13 protein-coding genes are annotated in these 17,860 nt (G+C 32.7%); 7 read left to right on the top strand and 6 right to left on the bottom strand.

What is annotated here, in order from left to right:
- Nucleotides 1–612 precede the first annotated feature (612 nt).
- Together VKJ25_RS16680 and VKJ25_RS16675 are read left to right on the top strand one after the other, a co-directional pair.
- A complete protein-coding gene (locus VKJ25_RS16680) occupies nucleotides 613–1,026 on the top strand; it encodes an MAPEG family protein (protein ID WP_324237764.1) in 414 nt (137 codons plus the stop codon).
- 68 nt (nucleotides 1,027–1,094) lie between these two features.
- The gene (locus VKJ25_RS16675; protein ID WP_324237763.1) at nucleotides 1,095–1,250 is read left to right on the top strand and encodes a hypothetical protein; all 156 of its coding nucleotides are present in this window, start codon (nucleotides 1,095–1,097) and stop codon (nucleotides 1,248–1,250) included.
- 407 nt (nucleotides 1,251–1,657) lie between these two features.
- Here the strand turns inward: VKJ25_RS16675 and tsaB are convergent, their stop codons facing one another.
- Nucleotides 1,658–2,284 (bottom strand): tRNA (adenosine(37)-N6)-threonylcarbamoyltransferase complex dimerization subunit type 1 TsaB, encoded by a 627-nt coding sequence (tsaB, locus tag VKJ25_RS16670; protein ID WP_324237762.1) that lies wholly within the window; start codon nucleotides 2,282–2,284, stop codon nucleotides 1,658–1,660.
- A gap of 320 nt (nucleotides 2,285–2,604) precedes the next feature.
- Nucleotides 2,605–2,853, bottom strand: a complete 249-nt coding sequence (locus VKJ25_RS16665) for a Ycf34 family protein (protein WP_324237761.1) — start codon at nucleotides 2,851–2,853, stop codon at nucleotides 2,605–2,607.
- A gap of 319 nt (nucleotides 2,854–3,172) precedes the next feature.
- On the opposite strand from VKJ25_RS16665, the gene VKJ25_RS16660 reads away from it, so the two are divergent.
- The 3 genes from VKJ25_RS16660 (at nucleotide 3,173) to VKJ25_RS16650 (ending at nucleotide 6,673) form a co-directional block, all read left to right on the top strand.
- Nucleotides 3,173–4,462, top strand: coding sequence for a tRNA nucleotidyltransferase/poly(A) polymerase-related protein (locus VKJ25_RS16660; protein ID WP_324237760.1), 1,290 nt, complete (start codon nucleotides 3,173–3,175; stop codon nucleotides 4,460–4,462).
- 538 nt (nucleotides 4,463–5,000) lie between these two features.
- A complete protein-coding gene (locus tag VKJ25_RS16655; protein ID WP_324237759.1) occupies nucleotides 5,001–5,822 on the top strand; it encodes a sulfotransferase family protein in 822 nt (273 codons plus the stop codon).
- Nucleotides 5,823–6,061: 239 nt separating this feature from the next.
- Complete coding sequence (locus tag VKJ25_RS16650; protein ID WP_324237758.1) at nucleotides 6,062–6,673, top strand: DUF3318 domain-containing protein; 612 nt, start codon at nucleotides 6,062–6,064, stop codon at nucleotides 6,671–6,673.
- Between the two features lie 175 nt (nucleotides 6,674–6,848).
- Here the strand turns inward: VKJ25_RS16650 and VKJ25_RS16645 are convergent, their stop codons facing one another.
- The 4 genes from VKJ25_RS16645 to VKJ25_RS16630 all read right to left on the bottom strand — a co-directional run bounded on the left by VKJ25_RS16645 (nucleotide 6,849) and on the right by VKJ25_RS16630 (nucleotide 13,118).
- Complete coding sequence (locus tag VKJ25_RS16645) at nucleotides 6,849–7,409, bottom strand: Uma2 family endonuclease (RefSeq protein WP_324237777.1); 561 nt, start codon at nucleotides 7,407–7,409, stop codon at nucleotides 6,849–6,851.
- A gap of 129 nt (nucleotides 7,410–7,538) precedes the next feature.
- The gene (locus VKJ25_RS16640; protein WP_324237757.1) at nucleotides 7,539–8,627 is read right to left on the bottom strand and encodes a hypothetical protein; all 1,089 of its coding nucleotides are present in this window, start codon (nucleotides 8,625–8,627) and stop codon (nucleotides 7,539–7,541) included.
- Between the two features lie 7 nt (nucleotides 8,628–8,634).
- The gene (locus VKJ25_RS16635; protein WP_324237756.1) at nucleotides 8,635–9,828 is read right to left on the bottom strand and encodes a hypothetical protein; all 1,194 of its coding nucleotides are present in this window, start codon (nucleotides 9,826–9,828) and stop codon (nucleotides 8,635–8,637) included.
- Between the two features lie 263 nt (nucleotides 9,829–10,091).
- Nucleotides 10,092–13,118 (bottom strand): plasmid replication protein, CyRepA1 family, encoded by a 3,027-nt coding sequence (locus tag VKJ25_RS16630; protein ID WP_324237755.1) that lies wholly within the window; start codon nucleotides 13,116–13,118, stop codon nucleotides 10,092–10,094.
- An 865-nt stretch (nucleotides 13,119–13,983) separates the two neighbouring features.
- On the opposite strand from VKJ25_RS16630, the gene VKJ25_RS16625 reads away from it, so the two are divergent.
- Together VKJ25_RS16625 and VKJ25_RS16620 are read left to right on the top strand one after the other, a co-directional pair.
- Nucleotides 13,984–15,108: a mechanosensitive ion channel family protein gene (locus VKJ25_RS16625; protein ID WP_324237754.1), complete on the top strand. Its 1,125-nt coding sequence runs from the start codon at nucleotides 13,984–13,986 to the stop codon at nucleotides 15,106–15,108.
- A 600-nt stretch (nucleotides 15,109–15,708) separates the two neighbouring features.
- A complete protein-coding gene (locus VKJ25_RS16620; RefSeq protein ID WP_324237753.1) occupies nucleotides 15,709–17,802 on the top strand; it encodes an SdrD B-like domain-containing protein in 2,094 nt (697 codons plus the stop codon).
- The last annotated feature ends 58 nt before the right edge of the window (nucleotides 17,803–17,860 follow it).

Raw genomic sequence — 17,860 nt, 5'->3', positions numbered from 1 at the left:
CTAGAGTCCTGAACATTAGTAAGTTATGGAAGATAGTCCACAGTTGGGCAGTCGAGTGTATATATTGCTGATTTTTCATATTGAATTAGCAAAATCTTTTAATTATAATAAATAAATTTTGTTTGTGTTGTTTTCTAGAATACTTTTACTTGATCTAGATTCCGCAAGTAACCTGTGGTTGGGGGAGTTAACCCTCTGTGTATATTGATAATACTGGATTTTACCACTTAAGTGCTTAGGCAAAATTAATTGTATAAATCTATAACCAAAATTAATTGCAAATTACTATTAAACATCTCTAATCTTATCCAGAAATTATTAATTCTTTCTTCCTCTTCCCACCTTCTGTGTTCCCTGTTCCCTCTCTCAACTAGAAAATTTATTTTGCATGACTTGACTACTTACATTGATTGTCTGCGCAGGGTTAAACCATTTTTGCCTTTTATCTTCTTTCTGTAAATATGATAAGTATTTAACCGGATTCTATAGTTGGAAGTTAGAAGTAATAAGGTTTGTCTTTTTATTTTTTATGTAGTTAATTGCTCTGAAAATTGCTGTATACTTTTTAGATAAATATTTACTCAAATCAATTCTCATCTCAAAGCGATCGCTATGTTAGAAACAGAAAAAATTATATGGCCGAGTTTAGTAACAGTTGCCAGTTTATTAATGTACTTTGTGGTAACTCTTAATGTTGGTAGAGCTAGAGCTAAATACAAAATTATGCCTCCTCAAATGTCTGGAGACGAAAATTTTGAGCGGGTAGTAAGGGTACAACAAAATACTGTAGAACAATTAATTTTATTTTTACCTTCTTTGTGGCTTTTTTCTCTGTTTGTCAGTGCATTATGGGGTGCTATTATTGGGGCTATTTGGGTAGTGGGGCGTATCTTATTTGCTTGGGGTTATTATCAGGCAGCAGAGAAACGAGTTGTTGGGTTTGGTATTAGTTCTTTAACTACTATGGTTCTACTTATAGGTGCTTTGGTGGCAATAATATTATTTCTTTGGAAGAATACTTTATAGGTAAGCATTTCCTACGGAATGCTTACTTTATATCTAGCTTTGTTTTTTGTTCAAAAGGAGGCAAAAAAATGTCAGAAAAACCAGTATTTAAGATAAACAAAAAGCTTTTTGACCAATTGAATAATTGGCAAGAAAAAATGGAGGTGAAAGAAAAATATGAAATAGAAATAGAGACAAATCAACAAGGTAAAAAATTTAGTTACTCTTGGAAGAAAAAAGATTAGGGTAATTTAAACAATTTGGAAAATTTAAAGATTTTTAAGTAAGGGGTTTAGTAACTGTAATAGGTTGTCAGATTTTATCTAACGGGGTTTGGAGACCAAAACCCTACATTTTTTCTCACAAATCATTTTTGTCAATCCTCTTCTTTATAAGAAGAGGTAATTATTAATTATTAATTATGGCTTGGGTATGGAAAACTAAAAGTATTTACATACTAATAATTTTTAGGCTTTTTAGGTCAGGAAAAAGTACCTGTTTTTCGGGAACCGAAAAATCAGCTTTTAATGCCCCTCAAGTTACCATTCTAGGCGCATCGTTGAGCAAAAAAAATTACTTTCCTGCTCCTCTACTCCTCTACTCCCCTACTCCTTAAAAAAGACTTTTACGGTTCCCGATAAATCAGCAACTCCTAATTATTAACAGGGTGTTGTCCATAAAAAGGTAATGCTTCTGACCAATGAGGTCTGTTTCCTTTTTGCCATTCTAAATTAGCTAATTCTAATAGACTAACAACAGATTTTCCTAAACTGTTTTCCACCTGAATTAACTGATAAGAAGTTTCCCAGTTTTTTAAGATTTTTTCCCATTCTATGGGATTCATTAATTTATCTTCTAAAAGAGAATTTATACCCATTTCTTTTACCTGATAAATAGCTGTAAATAACTGGTTTCTTTGAGCAGACATTTCTAGGGATAAAATTTTACTTTTCTGTTTGTATGACCAAGCTATAATTGCCAAGGTTGAAATTGCAAATAGTGGAATATTTAATTGTTGGGCTAAAGTTCTAGCTGTGACTACTCCAATACGAGTACCTGTAAAACTTCCCGGACCTTTGGCAATAGCAATAAAGCTTAATTCTTGCCAGGTTTGAGGTGGCATAAAGTCTTGTAATTTTTGATGTAGACAAGTTGATAGGTCTCGCCCTAAGTTCCAAGTTTTAGAGCGAGTATTTTCACCAAAATTACTAATAGCTAAACCTAACTCTGGACTGGTAGTATGAATTGCTAAACCATATTTTTTTTCTATATTTGTCATTTGTTTGAAGGCAGAAAGAAAAAGGAAGAAGGCAGAAGGAAGAATAAATATAGGTGAATTTATATAGCCATCCTAAATAAGTTGTAACAAATCAAAAAGTAAAGAAAAAACGGGAACTTCTGCTATTCCCTAAAAGTGGTAAAATTTTTATACACAAACAAAATTAGGATAGCTATAGATACAGCTAAATATACCATATTTAGGGCATAAAAAACCGGGTTTATGGAAGACAAATAAATATTAGTTTAGTATAGTAAGACATCTAACACAAACCTGGTTTTTAGACTGTAAAATTATAGCCAAAATCACCAAAATTTAATTCAAGTAGGGATAAGTTCACCTGGTCTTAATTTTGCCCATTTACCAATTTCTTCTAGAAAACTTTCACAACCCACAACATCCCACTCCATCTCTATTTCCTCTTGTTGAGGACGAATATTGACATTAATAGTAGGTTCAACCGCCTCAAAATCTGGATTTTCTGTTAAATGAGGTTGTTCGTGCTGACTTTCTACAGCATGATAAGTTATACACCGATCTACATAATGACAGTTAACACAAATACACATAATGAATAATGAATAATGAATAATGAATAATGGATAATGGATAATTGATAATCAGAGATAGTTTTGATTATTCACTATCCACTTTGATTATACATTATATATGAGCATTCAGCAGTCAGCTTTTAGCTAGTCCCCTGGGTCGGAACTTCGTATATTGAGTATTAATTGTGGAGAAGGTAAAACAACTCTTGAAATTGAGAAAAAATAAAAAGTTACTGTCGAAGTTCCCTTCCCAAAGCTCAAAAATAATTATTCATTACTAATTGCTGATAGCTGAGGTGCTAATAGCTGTTTGCTTACATAATAACTGATAACTGATATGGCAATGTCGATAAATTACCTTTCTATTTTATCACCGGAAACTTGGCCGTTTGATGGAAAAATGCTGCCCCAACCTGTTTATTTAGTGGGTGGTTCGGTGCGAGATGCCTTGCTAAAACGGAAGAGCGAATATTTGGATTTAGATTTTATTGTTTTTGAGCAAGCAGTTAGTATTGCTCGAAATATTGCCAAGAAATATCAAGCGGGATTTGTGGTTTTGGATGCGGAACGAAAAATCGCTAGGGTAGTATTTAAAGAAATGACAGTTGATTTTGCAGAGATAGAAGGTGATAGTTTGGAGTCAGATTTATGGCGACGAGATTTTACGATTAATGCTATTGTTTATAATCCTTTTACTGATGAATTAATAGATTTATTTAATGCTCTAAAAGATTTGCAAAATGGTATGATCAGAATGGTAAAATCTGAGAACCTTAAAGATGATCCTCTTCGACTATTACGCGCATATCGTCAAGCAGCACAATTAGGTTTTGTTATTTGCCCAGAAACTGAAAAAACTATTGGAGAATTTGCACCTTTTATTTCTCAAGTTGCAGCAGAAAGAGTGCAGACAGAATTAGGTTATTTATTGAGTCATTCTGATGGAATGGTTTGGATAGAAAAAGCTTGGAATAATGGTTTACTCTCAGATTATTTTCCCACTGCTAAAAACAATTTGGAAATAGGAAAAAAGATAGAGATAGCAGTGAAGAATTTAAAAGAAAATTGGTCTAATTTAGAAGTAGAGTTAGGAACTGGAGTCAGGGGTACAGTCAAAACTTCTTTATCTTTATTAGCGATCGCTAAGTTAGCAATATTAGTTGATTCTAATCCTGAAAAAGCGGAAAGAGAATTGATGCGGCTAAAATATAGCAATGCCGAAATTAGAAGTACAATTGCAGTTATTAAAGGTTTAGCAAAACTGTCAGAAATAGAAGTTTCTAAAATGTCTGTTAGACAGCAATATTTTTGCTTTCAAGAAATAGGAAAAAATTTTCCAGCTTTAGCAGTTGTAGCAGTAGCAAAAGGAATATCTATAGAGGAAGTTAATTATTTAATTAAACGTTATATTAATCTAGAGGATCCAGTTGCTCATCCCATACCTTTATTGAACGGAAATGATTTAATTACAGCTTTAAAATTACCTAAAGGTCCGATAGTTGGTCAGCTTTTAACAGAAATTTCAATAGCACGAGCTGAAGAGAAAATTTTTACTAAAGCTGAAGGAATTAAATTAGGAGAAAAGTTAATTGAAGTAAGGAAGAAGGATTCATTAATGGATAATTGATAATTACATCTGGTTCAATTATCTCAGTTTAAACCAAGTTGAAAAATCTGATTTCTTTTTTATCCTTAAAAAGAGAGACTTTAAACTGAATTGATAAATCATCAATTATCTATTGGTAAATTTGGAAAGGAAAATGATAGAGGTAGCTATCTAAAATTAACTTGAGCAGATATTTTGAATTTTTAAGCATACTCCCTCAAGATATACCTTTTGGCAACATTTTTTGTAATAATTCAGCTATTAGCAATAAAAAGCTCAACCTTAAGGAGTAAATTTAAACGAATATAGACTTAAAAACAGGATTTTGTAGTCAAATAAAATTTCTAAATCATAAAGCTTTTACTAGAAATAAAAAACTAATAGCTGAATTTCCCAGTTACGACCGAGGAAGCTAGCTTATAGCTGACGGCTGTTTGCGCAGCATTCCGGAGGAAATGCTTACCATTCTTTATTCCAAAGTAGTAATGCTGAAGTAAAATTAATTGTGCATTAACTTGTCAATTAACTAACAACTGATAACTGATAACTGATAACTGAAATGACTTACTTTTTTATTGGTGGATGTCCTCGCTCTGGAACTACTTTATTACAAAATATTATTTGCTCTGATAGCAAAGTTAATCCATTAATTGGAGAAATAGGTTATCTGTATCATTTAGTTAATGCTTATAGTACAGGTAAAATAGATTTTGAAAGTCAGACTAAATATTATTTTTCCAATCTAACAGAACTCAGAAATTTTAGCTCTGAATTAGTCAATAAATTTTTAAAACATATTCAGAACCGTTATACTGATGCTACTCACATTGTCCTTAGATACCCTCTCATCGGAGAATTATTTCCAGAAATTTATGAGTTAGTAGAAGATGTAAAATTTATATTGATTATTAGAGACCCCCGAGATACTATTGCTTCTTTAATTAATGTAGGAAATAAAATGGCAACTCTGGGTGAAACAAGACATTTAACACCAATGTTTACAGAAAGAAAATTATCAGAGTTTCTAGAATTTTATCGCCGTGCTTATGCCTCTTCCTGGAACTGTAAATTAGTAGGTTTTCAAACTAAAGTTGCTTATATAAAATATGAACATTTGGTACTTAATCCTGAAAAAGCAATTCGACAACTTCAAGATTTTACTGGTTTAAATTTAAGTAGCTCTATAAAAGATGATAAATGGCAGCGAATTAAAATTAATTATAGTCAGTTAAGTGATGCAGAAAAACCTTGGTATTCAGAACTTTATGGCAAAGGAATATCTGCCGCTAGTGTGGGGCGTTATCGTCAGGTTTTGCAACAGGAAGAAATTAACTTTATTCAAAAAGAAGGAGCAGATATATTCAAAATTTTTGGTTATTAAAAAGTAGCTATCTATAGAGTTTATCAAGTTACTGAAATAGATTTATTTTTCTTCTTTATTGCTTGATCACCAAATCTATTTTTCCATAAACCCTAAATTAGTTCTATATTATTACTAAGTGCTTATGCAAAATTAATTACATATTTTGTTGACTCCCTTTTCCCTGTTCCCTTTTCCCTCTTTCAATTATAAAATTGATTTTTCACGACTACTTATAATAAATTGAGGCAGTTAAAAATATGAATCCTGAACTTTCTGAAACTAGCCGTTTATTTGATATTATGCCTGCTTCTGGGCGCATGACAATCAAAATAGTTGGAAAACCAGAACAACCGACAATTATTAAAACAACTTTTCCTGTACCATGGAAAAATAATCGTGTTATCTATCTCAATTTTGATTTATGGATGAATTTACCCAAAGCACAACGAGATTTAATCTTATTAAGAACTGTGAGTTGGTTATCTGAAATTCAATGGTTTAAACCAAATATAAATCAAGGTATTTTAGCAGTTGGGTTAATAGGGATAATTTCCCAATTAGCTGAAAATGATGTAGTTGGAATTTTAGTGGGTAGCGGTTTAAGTGTAATTGCTTTGACCAGAATGTGGCAGAATAATCATAGTACAAAAACAGAATTAGCAGCAGATGAAATGGCAATTAGAATCGCAACTAGAAGAGGTTATGAAGCACCAGCAGCAGCTAATCATTTATTACAAGGAATTGAAAATATAGTTAAAATAGAAGGGCGTAATAATTTTAATTTTACTGAGTTAATTAGGTCTCAAAATTTAAAAGCGATCGCTGGTTTATCTCCAGTGGGGGTACCAGAACAAGTTAGAAAAGGATAGTAGGAATAATTGGTAATTTATAATGAATAATTAATAATTAAAAATATCTCTAATTATCAATATTTATGCTAAAATTAAATCACATATCAAATAGACATTTCGTGAAATTTAAAGACCAAATATCTACAATTTTTTTCACGAATAATTTAGAATTGCTATGTAAACTTCAATATTTCTAATTATCGCTGTTTTCTATTATTTCAAATTCAACTTGATCGTAAATATCTGCCAAGGTTATTTGAAAATCAATTGAGTTGAGAGAGATAGTTTCTTCGAGTTCGTTATATTCTGAAAAAATCCACTTTTTTTGAGCAGTTTTGTGATATTGTTCGACTGGAATTGTGTATTGGTCTATGAGTAGATATTCTTGAAATGTAGGAATAGTTCGATAAGCTGAAAATTTTTCATCTTTGTCATAATTTCTAGTTGAATTTGACAAAACTTCAGCAATTATTATAGGGTTGGTAATGGTGTCTTTTCTTCCTTGTTGTAGTTGTAAATTTCCTGGAGTTACCATAACATCAGGATAAGTATAAATGCGTTTTTTCAGAATCCAAAGTCGTTGGTCTAAAACAAAAACTCGATAGGGTTGACGTTTAAGGGAAAAATTTAAAGATGCGCTGAAGTTAAGGGCAATTTGATTATGATTTGGAGTTCCAGAAGTTATATGAATAATTTCACCATTAATGTATTCGTGTCGTTCTTGTGAGTTAGTTTTAAGGTTTAGATATTCGATGGAAGTGTAGTTTTTTTTTGTTGAATTTGCATGGTTTTAAGGTGTTATGGAAAAGGTAATTTTTGGTGCTTTTTAGTATTAAAATCAAGTAAGCATTCAGGTTCATTTAATAGCTGAATGCTTACAAAATTAAGTCTCATTATCATTAAAATTACTATCTGTAAATTGTGGTTCATATTTTTCATACCAATATTCAATAATTAGCAAAGATGAATAGATTAACATATCCCAATTATTATCATCTAATTTATTTTGCTTTGTGGCAGGTCTAAAATGCACTATTGAATTACGAATGCCATAGACAAAATCTCCAAGTTTTCCCTTTTCTGTACCTTCAATATTATCTTTGACTTCGCGAAGTATCTGACGTGCTATTTCAAGAGAACTATTATTATTAATCAGTTTATTCAATGCTTCATTTTCTTTTGGTCTCCAACCAATAGAAGACTCAATATCATCAGCAAAGTTTAGGAGAGAGTATTCAATCTTCAATTTTTTGTGTAAGTCTTCTAATGCTGATATAGGAAATAATCTTTCAATACATCTGTAAATATCAAGAAATGAATATTTCCAGGAAACAGAAACTAAGCTAAATAGTAAACTTTCATAGGGGATATTATTTGAACCTTCAATGAATAGCTTTTCAAATTCATTTAGAGTATTTGGTAAAAATTTTAATGATATTACTTGGCTGCTTTTAACAGCATAGAAACCAGAAATTCTGGCAATATTTATGTTATCTAAACTTAAAAAAGGAGAATTTTTAGGAATTTTATAAACAAAGATTGGTTCAAAAAAATCTTTTACTTGATGGAAATTATATCCACCTTCATTAAAAAAATCATTTGTAATTTCAAGAGGATTAGCTTTTTGATCGACCGATATTTTCAGTTCAAATAATAAAGCCGTAAATATACCTGGATTCAATTCTAGAGGTTGAATAAATTCTTCTTGATTGATTTCTAAATTCTCCTTTACACCAATAGCTACAAAATAATCATTACCTCCATATTGAAAAGATGCTGTTTGAAAATTTGGTAAAATTGGATATTTTTTGTTGGTTATTTTTAATTTTTTTAACCACTCCTTGTCTTCATCATTAGTTTCGATATAGCGTTTTTTTTGTCTATCAAAAGTATCATCAATTTTGCTTTCTTCAACAAAATTAGCTAATTGATTGAATATATATTTATTGGCTTCGATCATATTTCTAGACATATTGGTATTAGTCGTAAGCTCTCCAACATTCTGTCATTGTTTCAACACTAAAATTATCCTCTATCAATAATTTAAAAGCCTTTAAAAAAAACTCTCTTTCAAAATTATGAGGTTTACCTATTTTTCTGCTAATCAGTTCATTAAGAGTTGAAAAATCTAAAAAATCAGCTATTTCAATAGGTTCCATTTTTTTTAGTTTTTCTAAAAGTTGATGAGCATTATTTTTTATTTTATTCCATCTTGTATTTTGTTTTTCTAAATCATAATCATTACCAGGTCTACCTTTTACATATATAGCAATAGAAGTTACAAAACCAATACAAGCTGAATGACTACTAAATAAGTCTTTACCTTCTTTAAAATCTCCCTCTTCATTTGTATTTTTATACGCAGATATAGCTAGATCGAAGTCAGCTAGATATCCCATTACTTCATAGAATATATTTGTAAAATCAGGATTAGCTACTGACTCTATAAAGTCTTGTTTAGTAAACTCTTCAGCTAATGTCTCTTGTAGGTCAACTTTTTCCTTTCTAGCACCGAATACTAGAAATAGCTCAATAACTTTATTAGCATGATATTGACGAGGATTTCTACGTTTTCCTTGGTCATCAACTTTGATAATATCTATATCTGGAAATTTTGCTTTTAGTTCCTTCAAATTTGCTTGAAAAACAGTTTCAATTTGTCTTTTCAAGTTCCAAGGAATTTGCCCTGTATTTAATACTAACATTCGATAGATTAAGCTATTTACTTGAGATGCTATCCAAAATTCTACCCGAACTTTATTATCGCTAATATTAGTATCTTGTTTAGCTTCATATAAAGCAGTTGTTCTTTGCATTCCATCAATGATAGATATGCTATTTTCAGGATTATTGATGACATTTAGTAATTCATTTCTATCTAATCTATCAATAGTAGATAACTCTTCTTCTGAAGTAATAACTCCTAGAACTATTGGCGGTAGTATAGCTCCTTTTTTCAAATCATCAATCATTCTCTGGCGAGTCCTAATAGCTGTTCTTGTTTTTAAAGTGTCTCTTTGTCCTTCTAAACCTCCTTTCTTTTTAAATACTTTTTCTACCATTTTTAAATATTCTGCTACATTCAATTGAACCATTGCAGAATAACAATTAGCTCTTGTATCTTTTATGATGTCTATTCTTGTATTTTTTATAATGTCTATATTAGTTGTCATTGATTTTACCTCTGCTAATATATATTTAGAATTTGCTCTTAACTTTCATCTAGTTATAAAATAAGGATAGCATACCCTGAGTCAGCCATGAAAAATATAAAATTAAAGCGAATCAATTCCAAAAGTTATAGCTAGTAGGGTGTGTTAGCGGAGCGTAACGCACCATCTTTTAGGAATGCTTAAACTACCCTACAGATTACTCGATTATTAATTCCTTATATGACTTTTCAATTAATTTAATAGCGGTGCGTTACGGCTAGCGCCTAACACACCCTACTGGACTCTAATTTCCCCCCACTTAACCATTGCTGAAATATTTCAAATCTACCATCATCAGCATTAACAATCCGATAAATTCTCAATCGTTTTTTCTGATGAGTTTCTGTTCGTAAAAATTCTAAACTATAACCAATTTTCTCTAAAAAACGTCGCACAATTATAATCGGACTCGAACTAGCAGCTAACCCTATTCCTAATATAGTTTTAATTTCATTTCTATTTGCCAAAGCTGTTTTTCCTAACAACTGTAAATCTGGATCTATATTTTTCAACTCCCGGTTTTTATCCTTCAATAACGAGGGGATTTTTAATAATTCCATTACCCCAATAATTGCCCCTAATAAACAATCATTAAAATCAGGAATAAAAATATTACCTTTACCTAAATCCAACAATTTTTTGGCAACTTCCTTATCTCGCGCTCCTAAATATGGTCGTCCTACTGTCAGAAAATAATGTAATTCTAACTGTTCGTACCAACCTTCATCATCTTTTTCAACTAATTCAGTAGTTATAGGAATATTATAACGTAACATTAATTGAAATTTCCGTTGTTCCCGTTGTTTTTGAATTGGTTTTGATAATCTTTTTTTGAGTTTCTCATACTCAGATAAACTAATATTTTTCGCCGTAGCGATCGCCTCACATTCTCTCTGATAATTTTGTTTAATTACGGTGTCTATAACTTCCTGGAAATTATTAACTTCTATCGGAGTTTCCGATGATTTTTCTGCTTCTGAATTATCGGATAAAACTTCTGTAGAAATTTCTTTAATCTGATGCCCTTCTTTTTGTAAAAATTCTAAAACAGATTCTCGATATTTATTCATTCCCGCATTAAAACGTACCGCCATTTTTGCCCAACACAAAAAAGATTCTGGTTGAAAATTTACTTCTAAATCGTCCAAACTATCAAAATCAGATTGTTGTAATAATCTAATATTTAGTTGAGTCAAACGTTCTTCAGAATTGAGCAAAGAAGTGATAGAAGTCGAACCATTACCGACCTTATTAAAACCAGAATTTGCTACCCATAAATATCTCGGAATATTCTCACGAACTCTCCCCAAAGATTGACAAACAGAAGTTGCTCCCTGCACCCCCTGAGCAATTGCCCAAACTGAAGTAAAATGCCCTTGAATATCGACACTAACTCCAGTTTCAATTGAGGGAGAAGCTAACACAATATCGTATGTTGGTAAGACTTGATTTAATGATTTAATACAACCATAAGCAGGATGATTTGGTTCAGCTAAAGATTCCGAATCTATTCTCAATATTTTGAACTGGGGAAACTGTTTTTTCAGATAAGCTTCCAAAGCACGAGTTCCCCATTTACTTGTTAATTTTTGCGCCGATAAACAAACCATTGGTTTGCCACCTTCAGAAATATGTTTGTGTAAATCTGCTATTAATTTTTTGGGAGTTGTTTCTGGATAATTAAAAATTTGCCAAGCTTCTTTTTCTCCAGGCAACCAATCATTTTGAATAATAAAAGGTTCTACTTTTATTCCTGCTAAAGCTGCTAAATAATCTATGGAAATATCGCTTAAGTCAGAATCAGCTATAAATACTTGACCAACTCCTCCTAAAACATTTTGCATTAATGTTTTAAAACATCTGAGAATTTCTACTCTATTTTGCCGACAAGTATTAGAATTTAAACCATGCCAAATTACCTGTTCAATTTCATCAATAATTACTACTCCATCTGACCAAGTTTCTGGATTAAAATTTGCTTGGGAATTAGGATGTAAAGAGTCAATACATAAACCTAAACCTAATAAATTATCTGGAGATTCTGAATTGGCTTCTGTAATATATTTCAATCCAAAACGTTGACATAATTCTTGTACTAACTGTACCCGATGACCGATAACTAAAACTTTTTTATTCCTAGCTACAGCTTCCGCAACTATTTTTTCTAATAATTTAGTTTTTCCAGTTCCTTTAGCAGATTTTATCCCTACAAGTTTGGCTGGAAAATTTGTACTATAAGCTAAATCCAGATTATCTAACTTCTGTAAATTCTTATTGCCTAAAGAACTAAAAATATTCTCTTCTGAAAGATAACGACTATTAACCCTCAAATTTACAGGATATGTGAGACGAATAAATGATTTAGCTTTCCAAAGTTCTAAAAGTAAAGCCTTTTCATAAACTTCATCAAAAACATTTTTTCCCTGATTAGCGATTAAATCATCAACTCCCTTTCCTAACTCTGGATTCCAGGAAACTACTTTAACATTACATCCTTTTCTAGCCAGTAAATATCCAGTTTTTCTAATCGCAGCATTAACATTTTTAATAGTTTTCGGTTTAGTATCTTGGTCAAATACAATATAAACTTCTCGATGATTATTAATCAACTTTTCTAACTGAGGAATTAAATTTGCTTTGCCAATACGATTCCCATATTCATCTCTCAAAACTCGATATCCCCCAAATACTCCTGGTAAAGCAATAGCCACATAAGATGCTGTTAGTAAAGCACCCGCTTTTTTCGCTCCTTCAGTAATACATAAAGGAATCTCAGGATGCTTCATAAACCACTGCCAAAAACCCAAATCTGGTTGATTATGATCGATATCTTCCCGAAGAATTTCTAATTGATAACGACCAGCTATTTTCTGCCATAAATGTAGAGGAATTTTCAGAGCAAATAAACTCGTAGGAGTCTTCGGAGGATGTTCGTATTTAATTAACTTTTTTTCGTCGTAACTATGACGTGGTTGACTAGGCTTAAAACAACCCCAAAGGTCCTCCTCTCCGGACAATAAATCAATTCCAGAACACCACCATCCACCTTCCTCAATATGTTCATATCGCCTTAATATTTCGCTCGTTACTCGACCATCATTGCGTCGCGGAATAGCATCAGAATAAAATAAAAATTCATAAGGTTCTTGTCCTTCTAAAGGGACAACATTGAGCTTAATTAATTGGTCATCAACACAGCTATTAGTCCATTCTCGGAAATAATTAATTTGTGGTTCGGGACTGGGATTCATTTAATAATGCACTCTATATATAGGGACAAATTTTGATTATATCAGAATCATACACTATCTACAGATAAAATTTTCTTTAGCACTAACAATTGAAATATAAATGTTCAATTTTTTGCATAACTTTCAATTATGTCATAGTTAGCAGCTTCAAGTAATAATTTGTCAGCAGTCAGCTAACAGCTATGGGTTTTATTACCTTTAGTTGACAACTAGAGCTACTTAATTATTAGGCTTTAATTATTTGCTTAAAATTTACTATAAGTGTCAGTAAATATTTGATTTATTCATTTTTATTACTGTTTGTGAGTGCATTCCGCAGGAAAAGCTGACTGCTAATAGCTGTTTGCGAAACATTCCGCAGGAAATGTTTACATATATAAGTTTTTAATATTATTTAATTTGTCAAAACTTAAAGTTAATATAAAAATTTGCTTATTTGTTTGATAAAATATCGAACAAATTTATAATCAAGAATGAAGTAATCAGGGTCCATCTCAGATATGCTATGAGTAGAAACATTCAAAACTAGCCATGACAGGAAGCAGGTAGTTCTGTAAAGTCAGAAACAGTATTTGGCTTTATTATTATCAGCAAATGATGGAAACAATTTTACAAAGCATGACAAATCTCACAATACAGGATATACCAGACAGAAACTGATAAAAATTGACAGAATAGGCAAAATTTAGGTATGTATTGAAGAAGATAACTAAGAAGTAGATAGAGGCGTTGTATACAACATTCGTACAAAACAGTAAACAAAAGTATTTCTATCTCTAAAAACTATTCCATTATCCTTTATATCCTATACCTCCTGCTTTAATCTAACGTAAATTTTAAAGTTTGAATAACTTATCAGCTAATTATGGAACAAATTTTACAAAGCATTACAATTCTGACAATACAGGATATACCATTAAGAAAAATATTTGTTATAGTCCTGGTTTTAATGGCAACATTAGTCTTCAAAAAATTATTAAGCACAATTGTAATTAAGCGAATTGAAGCTTTAACTCGTAATACAAAAACCACCCTTGATGACCAATTAATTGCAGCCATTAAACAACCTATCGGATGGTTTATCTATTTATTGGGATTTCGGGTTATACAATTAATCCTGACAGATTATATTTCCCCCAAATTCAATCAAGAAATCACAGGAATTATTAGCCTAGCAATAGTAGGTAATATCACACTAATTATCTACCGTACATCTCCAATTTTAGGAGAATTTTTGAGACTTTTATCAGCTCAAACAGACACGGAATTGGATGATATTATTAGCCCCTATATTCCTAAATTATTGAGGTTAACTGCCATCGTAATTTTTACTATAAAAGCAGGAGAAGTATTACTAGGAGCTTCTGCTACTGCAATATTTGGTTTAATCGGAGGTGCTGGTCTTTCACTAGGCTTATTATTTAAGGATGTTATTGTTGATTGGTTAGCGACAATTGTAATTTATACTGACACTTTGTATCGAGTAAATCACTGGCTTTTACTGCCAAGTGGTCTGAAGTGTACTGTACAACATATAGGCATTAGAAGTACAACAATTTATATACCCGATGAGGGAGTCACCCAAAAAATTCCTAACTCTAAAATGATTGATGGTAGCATCAAAAGTTTCTCTCAACAGCCAATTGAAAATAAGACAGCAGCTTTTATGTCGTATATTAAAATTGATGGTATTTCATCTACAAAAGTAGCTCATATCAGGGATAAAATTCGAGAAATACCAAAATCAATTGATATTTTATATGATTCTTGTTCAGTTAGATTTGAGGGATGCGAAAGAAATGCTCGTATCATTAGAGTAATTGGATTTACTAATGATTTAAAAAATTATTCGAGAGCTTATGATCAATTAAATTTAGCAATATTGGCTTTATTAGAGGAAGAAGGAATAGATTTATTTAATGTAAATATTCTTAGTGATACAGAAACTTATAAAAGTTGGCAGAATGCTCAAAATTTAGGTATTAAATAATTAATTATTAATTATTAATTATTAATCATTAGGGTTTTTATATTGTAGAGCGACCAATTCCGGTTCCATCTCAGATTTACCTAGGGCTTGCTGAAAAAATATGAAAGCATCGACATACAAAGCTTTTAGGAATTTTAAGTCGGGAAAAAACGTCAGCTTTTAGCTCAAAAAGGTTTAAAAAGGAGCGCATTTTGGGCGCATACGTTGGGAAAAAAATTACTCCCCATCTCCCCATCTCCCCATCTCCCCATCTCCCCATCTCCCCATCTCCCCATCTCCCCATCTCCCCATCTCCCCATCTCCCCATCTCCTTATAAAGACTTTTACGGTTCCCGATAAATCAGCATACCCTACCTAAACCCGCCCTTTTGATGATAAACAGGACTTACTATATCTATAATATAGATTCAAAAAACTATTGCACAAGAGTTTTAAGCACTACATCTAGGGTAAGTGCCTAAGTTCTGATAAGGTTTTTATGGGTAATTTCTAAACTTATAAAGAAAATATTAAATTTATATCATTCACTCAAAATAATTTTACCCTCTAGACAGAGGTTAACTTGACCATTAATACCTGTAGATGGAGGAAAAATCTCAAATGAAACGAATTTTAGGTTGGCTAATGCTAGTGGTTCTATCATTAACCTGCTTTAGTATTAATCCAAATCCAGTAATTGCTGCTACTGGCAATGGTTGGGCTGACAAATTAGTGGAATTTTATGATGGCGGCAAGGGGGCGATTCCTGGTCCTTACGGCGGTCCACCGAGAAATTATGGTCTACCTAAAACTGGGTGGTACTGCATGGCATCTGTTAGACCTGATGTCTTTCTTGGTCATCCACCAGCAGAACCAGTCGTAGGTAATAATCCTCTGGTGACATGGCTCTCTTTGCCAAAAGACTCCTATGTAATTGTCAGTTTCGAGGATGAAGTGATAGTTGATAGTCCTGGTAACGACATTTTCATTCAAAGTTTTGACCGCCGGAGTTCTGCTAATGAAAATGCAGATATTTATGTGAGTGCGGATGGTTCTGAGTTCACCTATCTGGGTAGAGTGAACGAAATGGGTATCGTTCAATTAGATTTGGCTTCTATTAAATATAAAAAACCAGTTAAATACGTTAAAGTTGTTGGTGTAGATCAAGGTGGTTGTTCTCCAGGCTTCGATCTAATTAGTGTGCGAGGTTTGCCGGGTAGTGTTAAGCCTCCAGAACCTAAACCAGTACCTAAACCAGTACCTAAACCAGTACCAACAGGTGTCATCGCAGGTATCAAATGGCTCGATACTAACGGAGATGGTAAACGCAACGCAACCCTGATTAAGGGAGATAACCCTGATGTCTTTTTTGTAATAGATATTTCCGGTAGTACCGTCAACAAAAAGTTTGTTGGTGAGACTAAAGTCGGTGATATTAACAAGGATGGTAAAGCAGATACTATCTTAGATGCAGAAATAGCAGGATTTCAAGCCCTGAATCAACAATTGATTGATAAAGGCTTTGGCAAAAATGCACGGATTAGTCTAATCTATTTTGCTGACGGTGGTGCTACTGCTGATGGCAACCCCGTTACCAATGGAACACAACTAGCAACTAATCCTGCTAGTGATGCTGATAGTAGCGGTACGCCAGATGTAGAAGAAGTTTTAGGAACCTTCCAAAAACGCTATAAACTCTATGGTGATGTTGGAGTCAACACTAACTTTGAAGCAGCTCTCCAGGAAGTTCTGAAAACAATGTCAGAGTTAGGCACTGCTAATGGAGAAGGTAACGTAATTTTCCTTTCTGATGGTAAATCTACTCATGGGGGAAGTTTTGACGACGAAGTACAAGAACTACGCCAGCGCGGCAGTAACCTTTCTTCTTTTGGCGTAGGAACAGGTTCTTCCTTATCTGACTTAAAAATTATTGACCCCAATGCAGTCATATTTACCAATCTCGATGAACTGCTAGCCGTGTTTAAAAATCTGCAATCCCCAGAAGAAGCTAGAAAAAATGCTCAACTAGAACCAGTCATAGAAAAAGTTTCTATTTATCTGGATTTGAACAATAACGGCAAACTCGACACCAAAGAACCAGTAAGTGTTACCGATGCTGATGGTAAATATCGCTTTGAAAATTTAGTTGCTGGTACATACACAGTTCGGGAAGTTATTCCAGAGGGATATGTTCCTACTACTTCCACTGACGGAAGCGCTACTGTGAAACTTGCTCAGGGAGCAGAGGCTACAGTTCTCTTTGGTAATGAGGAAGGCTGTGCTGAAACTACAGAAATTATCAATATTGATGCTCAGGTTAACAATAAAGATAACCCTGTTCTCCAAAGTTTCTCTGCTGGTGAATACGAAGTAACAGTTATTGCTGCCAATGAGGGTGGTAACTATGATGCCTGGAGCGGTAGCGGTATAGAACGTGGATGCAATGCTAAGGGCAATGATTGTGACTTGGGTTGGGAAACTCGTTATTATTTCCGTTCTCCCTACAACAAAGTAGTTAACGGTAATTGCGATCATCCCAAATACGGTGCTTGTCGTTATGAAAGCTCTAGTCAAGCTTTCCAAAATGCTCCCGAACCAGTTTTCTTCAGTCTTGATGACACAACAGAAATGGAGTTCTATATAGAAGACTCTAAACCTAGTAATAACTTAGGGGGAATGTCTTTGAAAGTTATGAAACAATGTTCTGCATCTTAGGTAAGAGAACTTTCAGCTACGGAACCAGTAAATTCTGATGAGTTAACTTGCAAGTGTT

The sequence above is a fragment of the Okeania sp. genome (assembly GCF_035285525.1).
Classification (GTDB): Bacteria; Cyanobacteriota; Cyanobacteriia; order Cyanobacteriales; family Microcoleaceae; genus Trichodesmium.
Note: the sequence above shows the minus strand (reverse complement) of the source record. Positions and strands in the feature narration are given on the sequence as shown.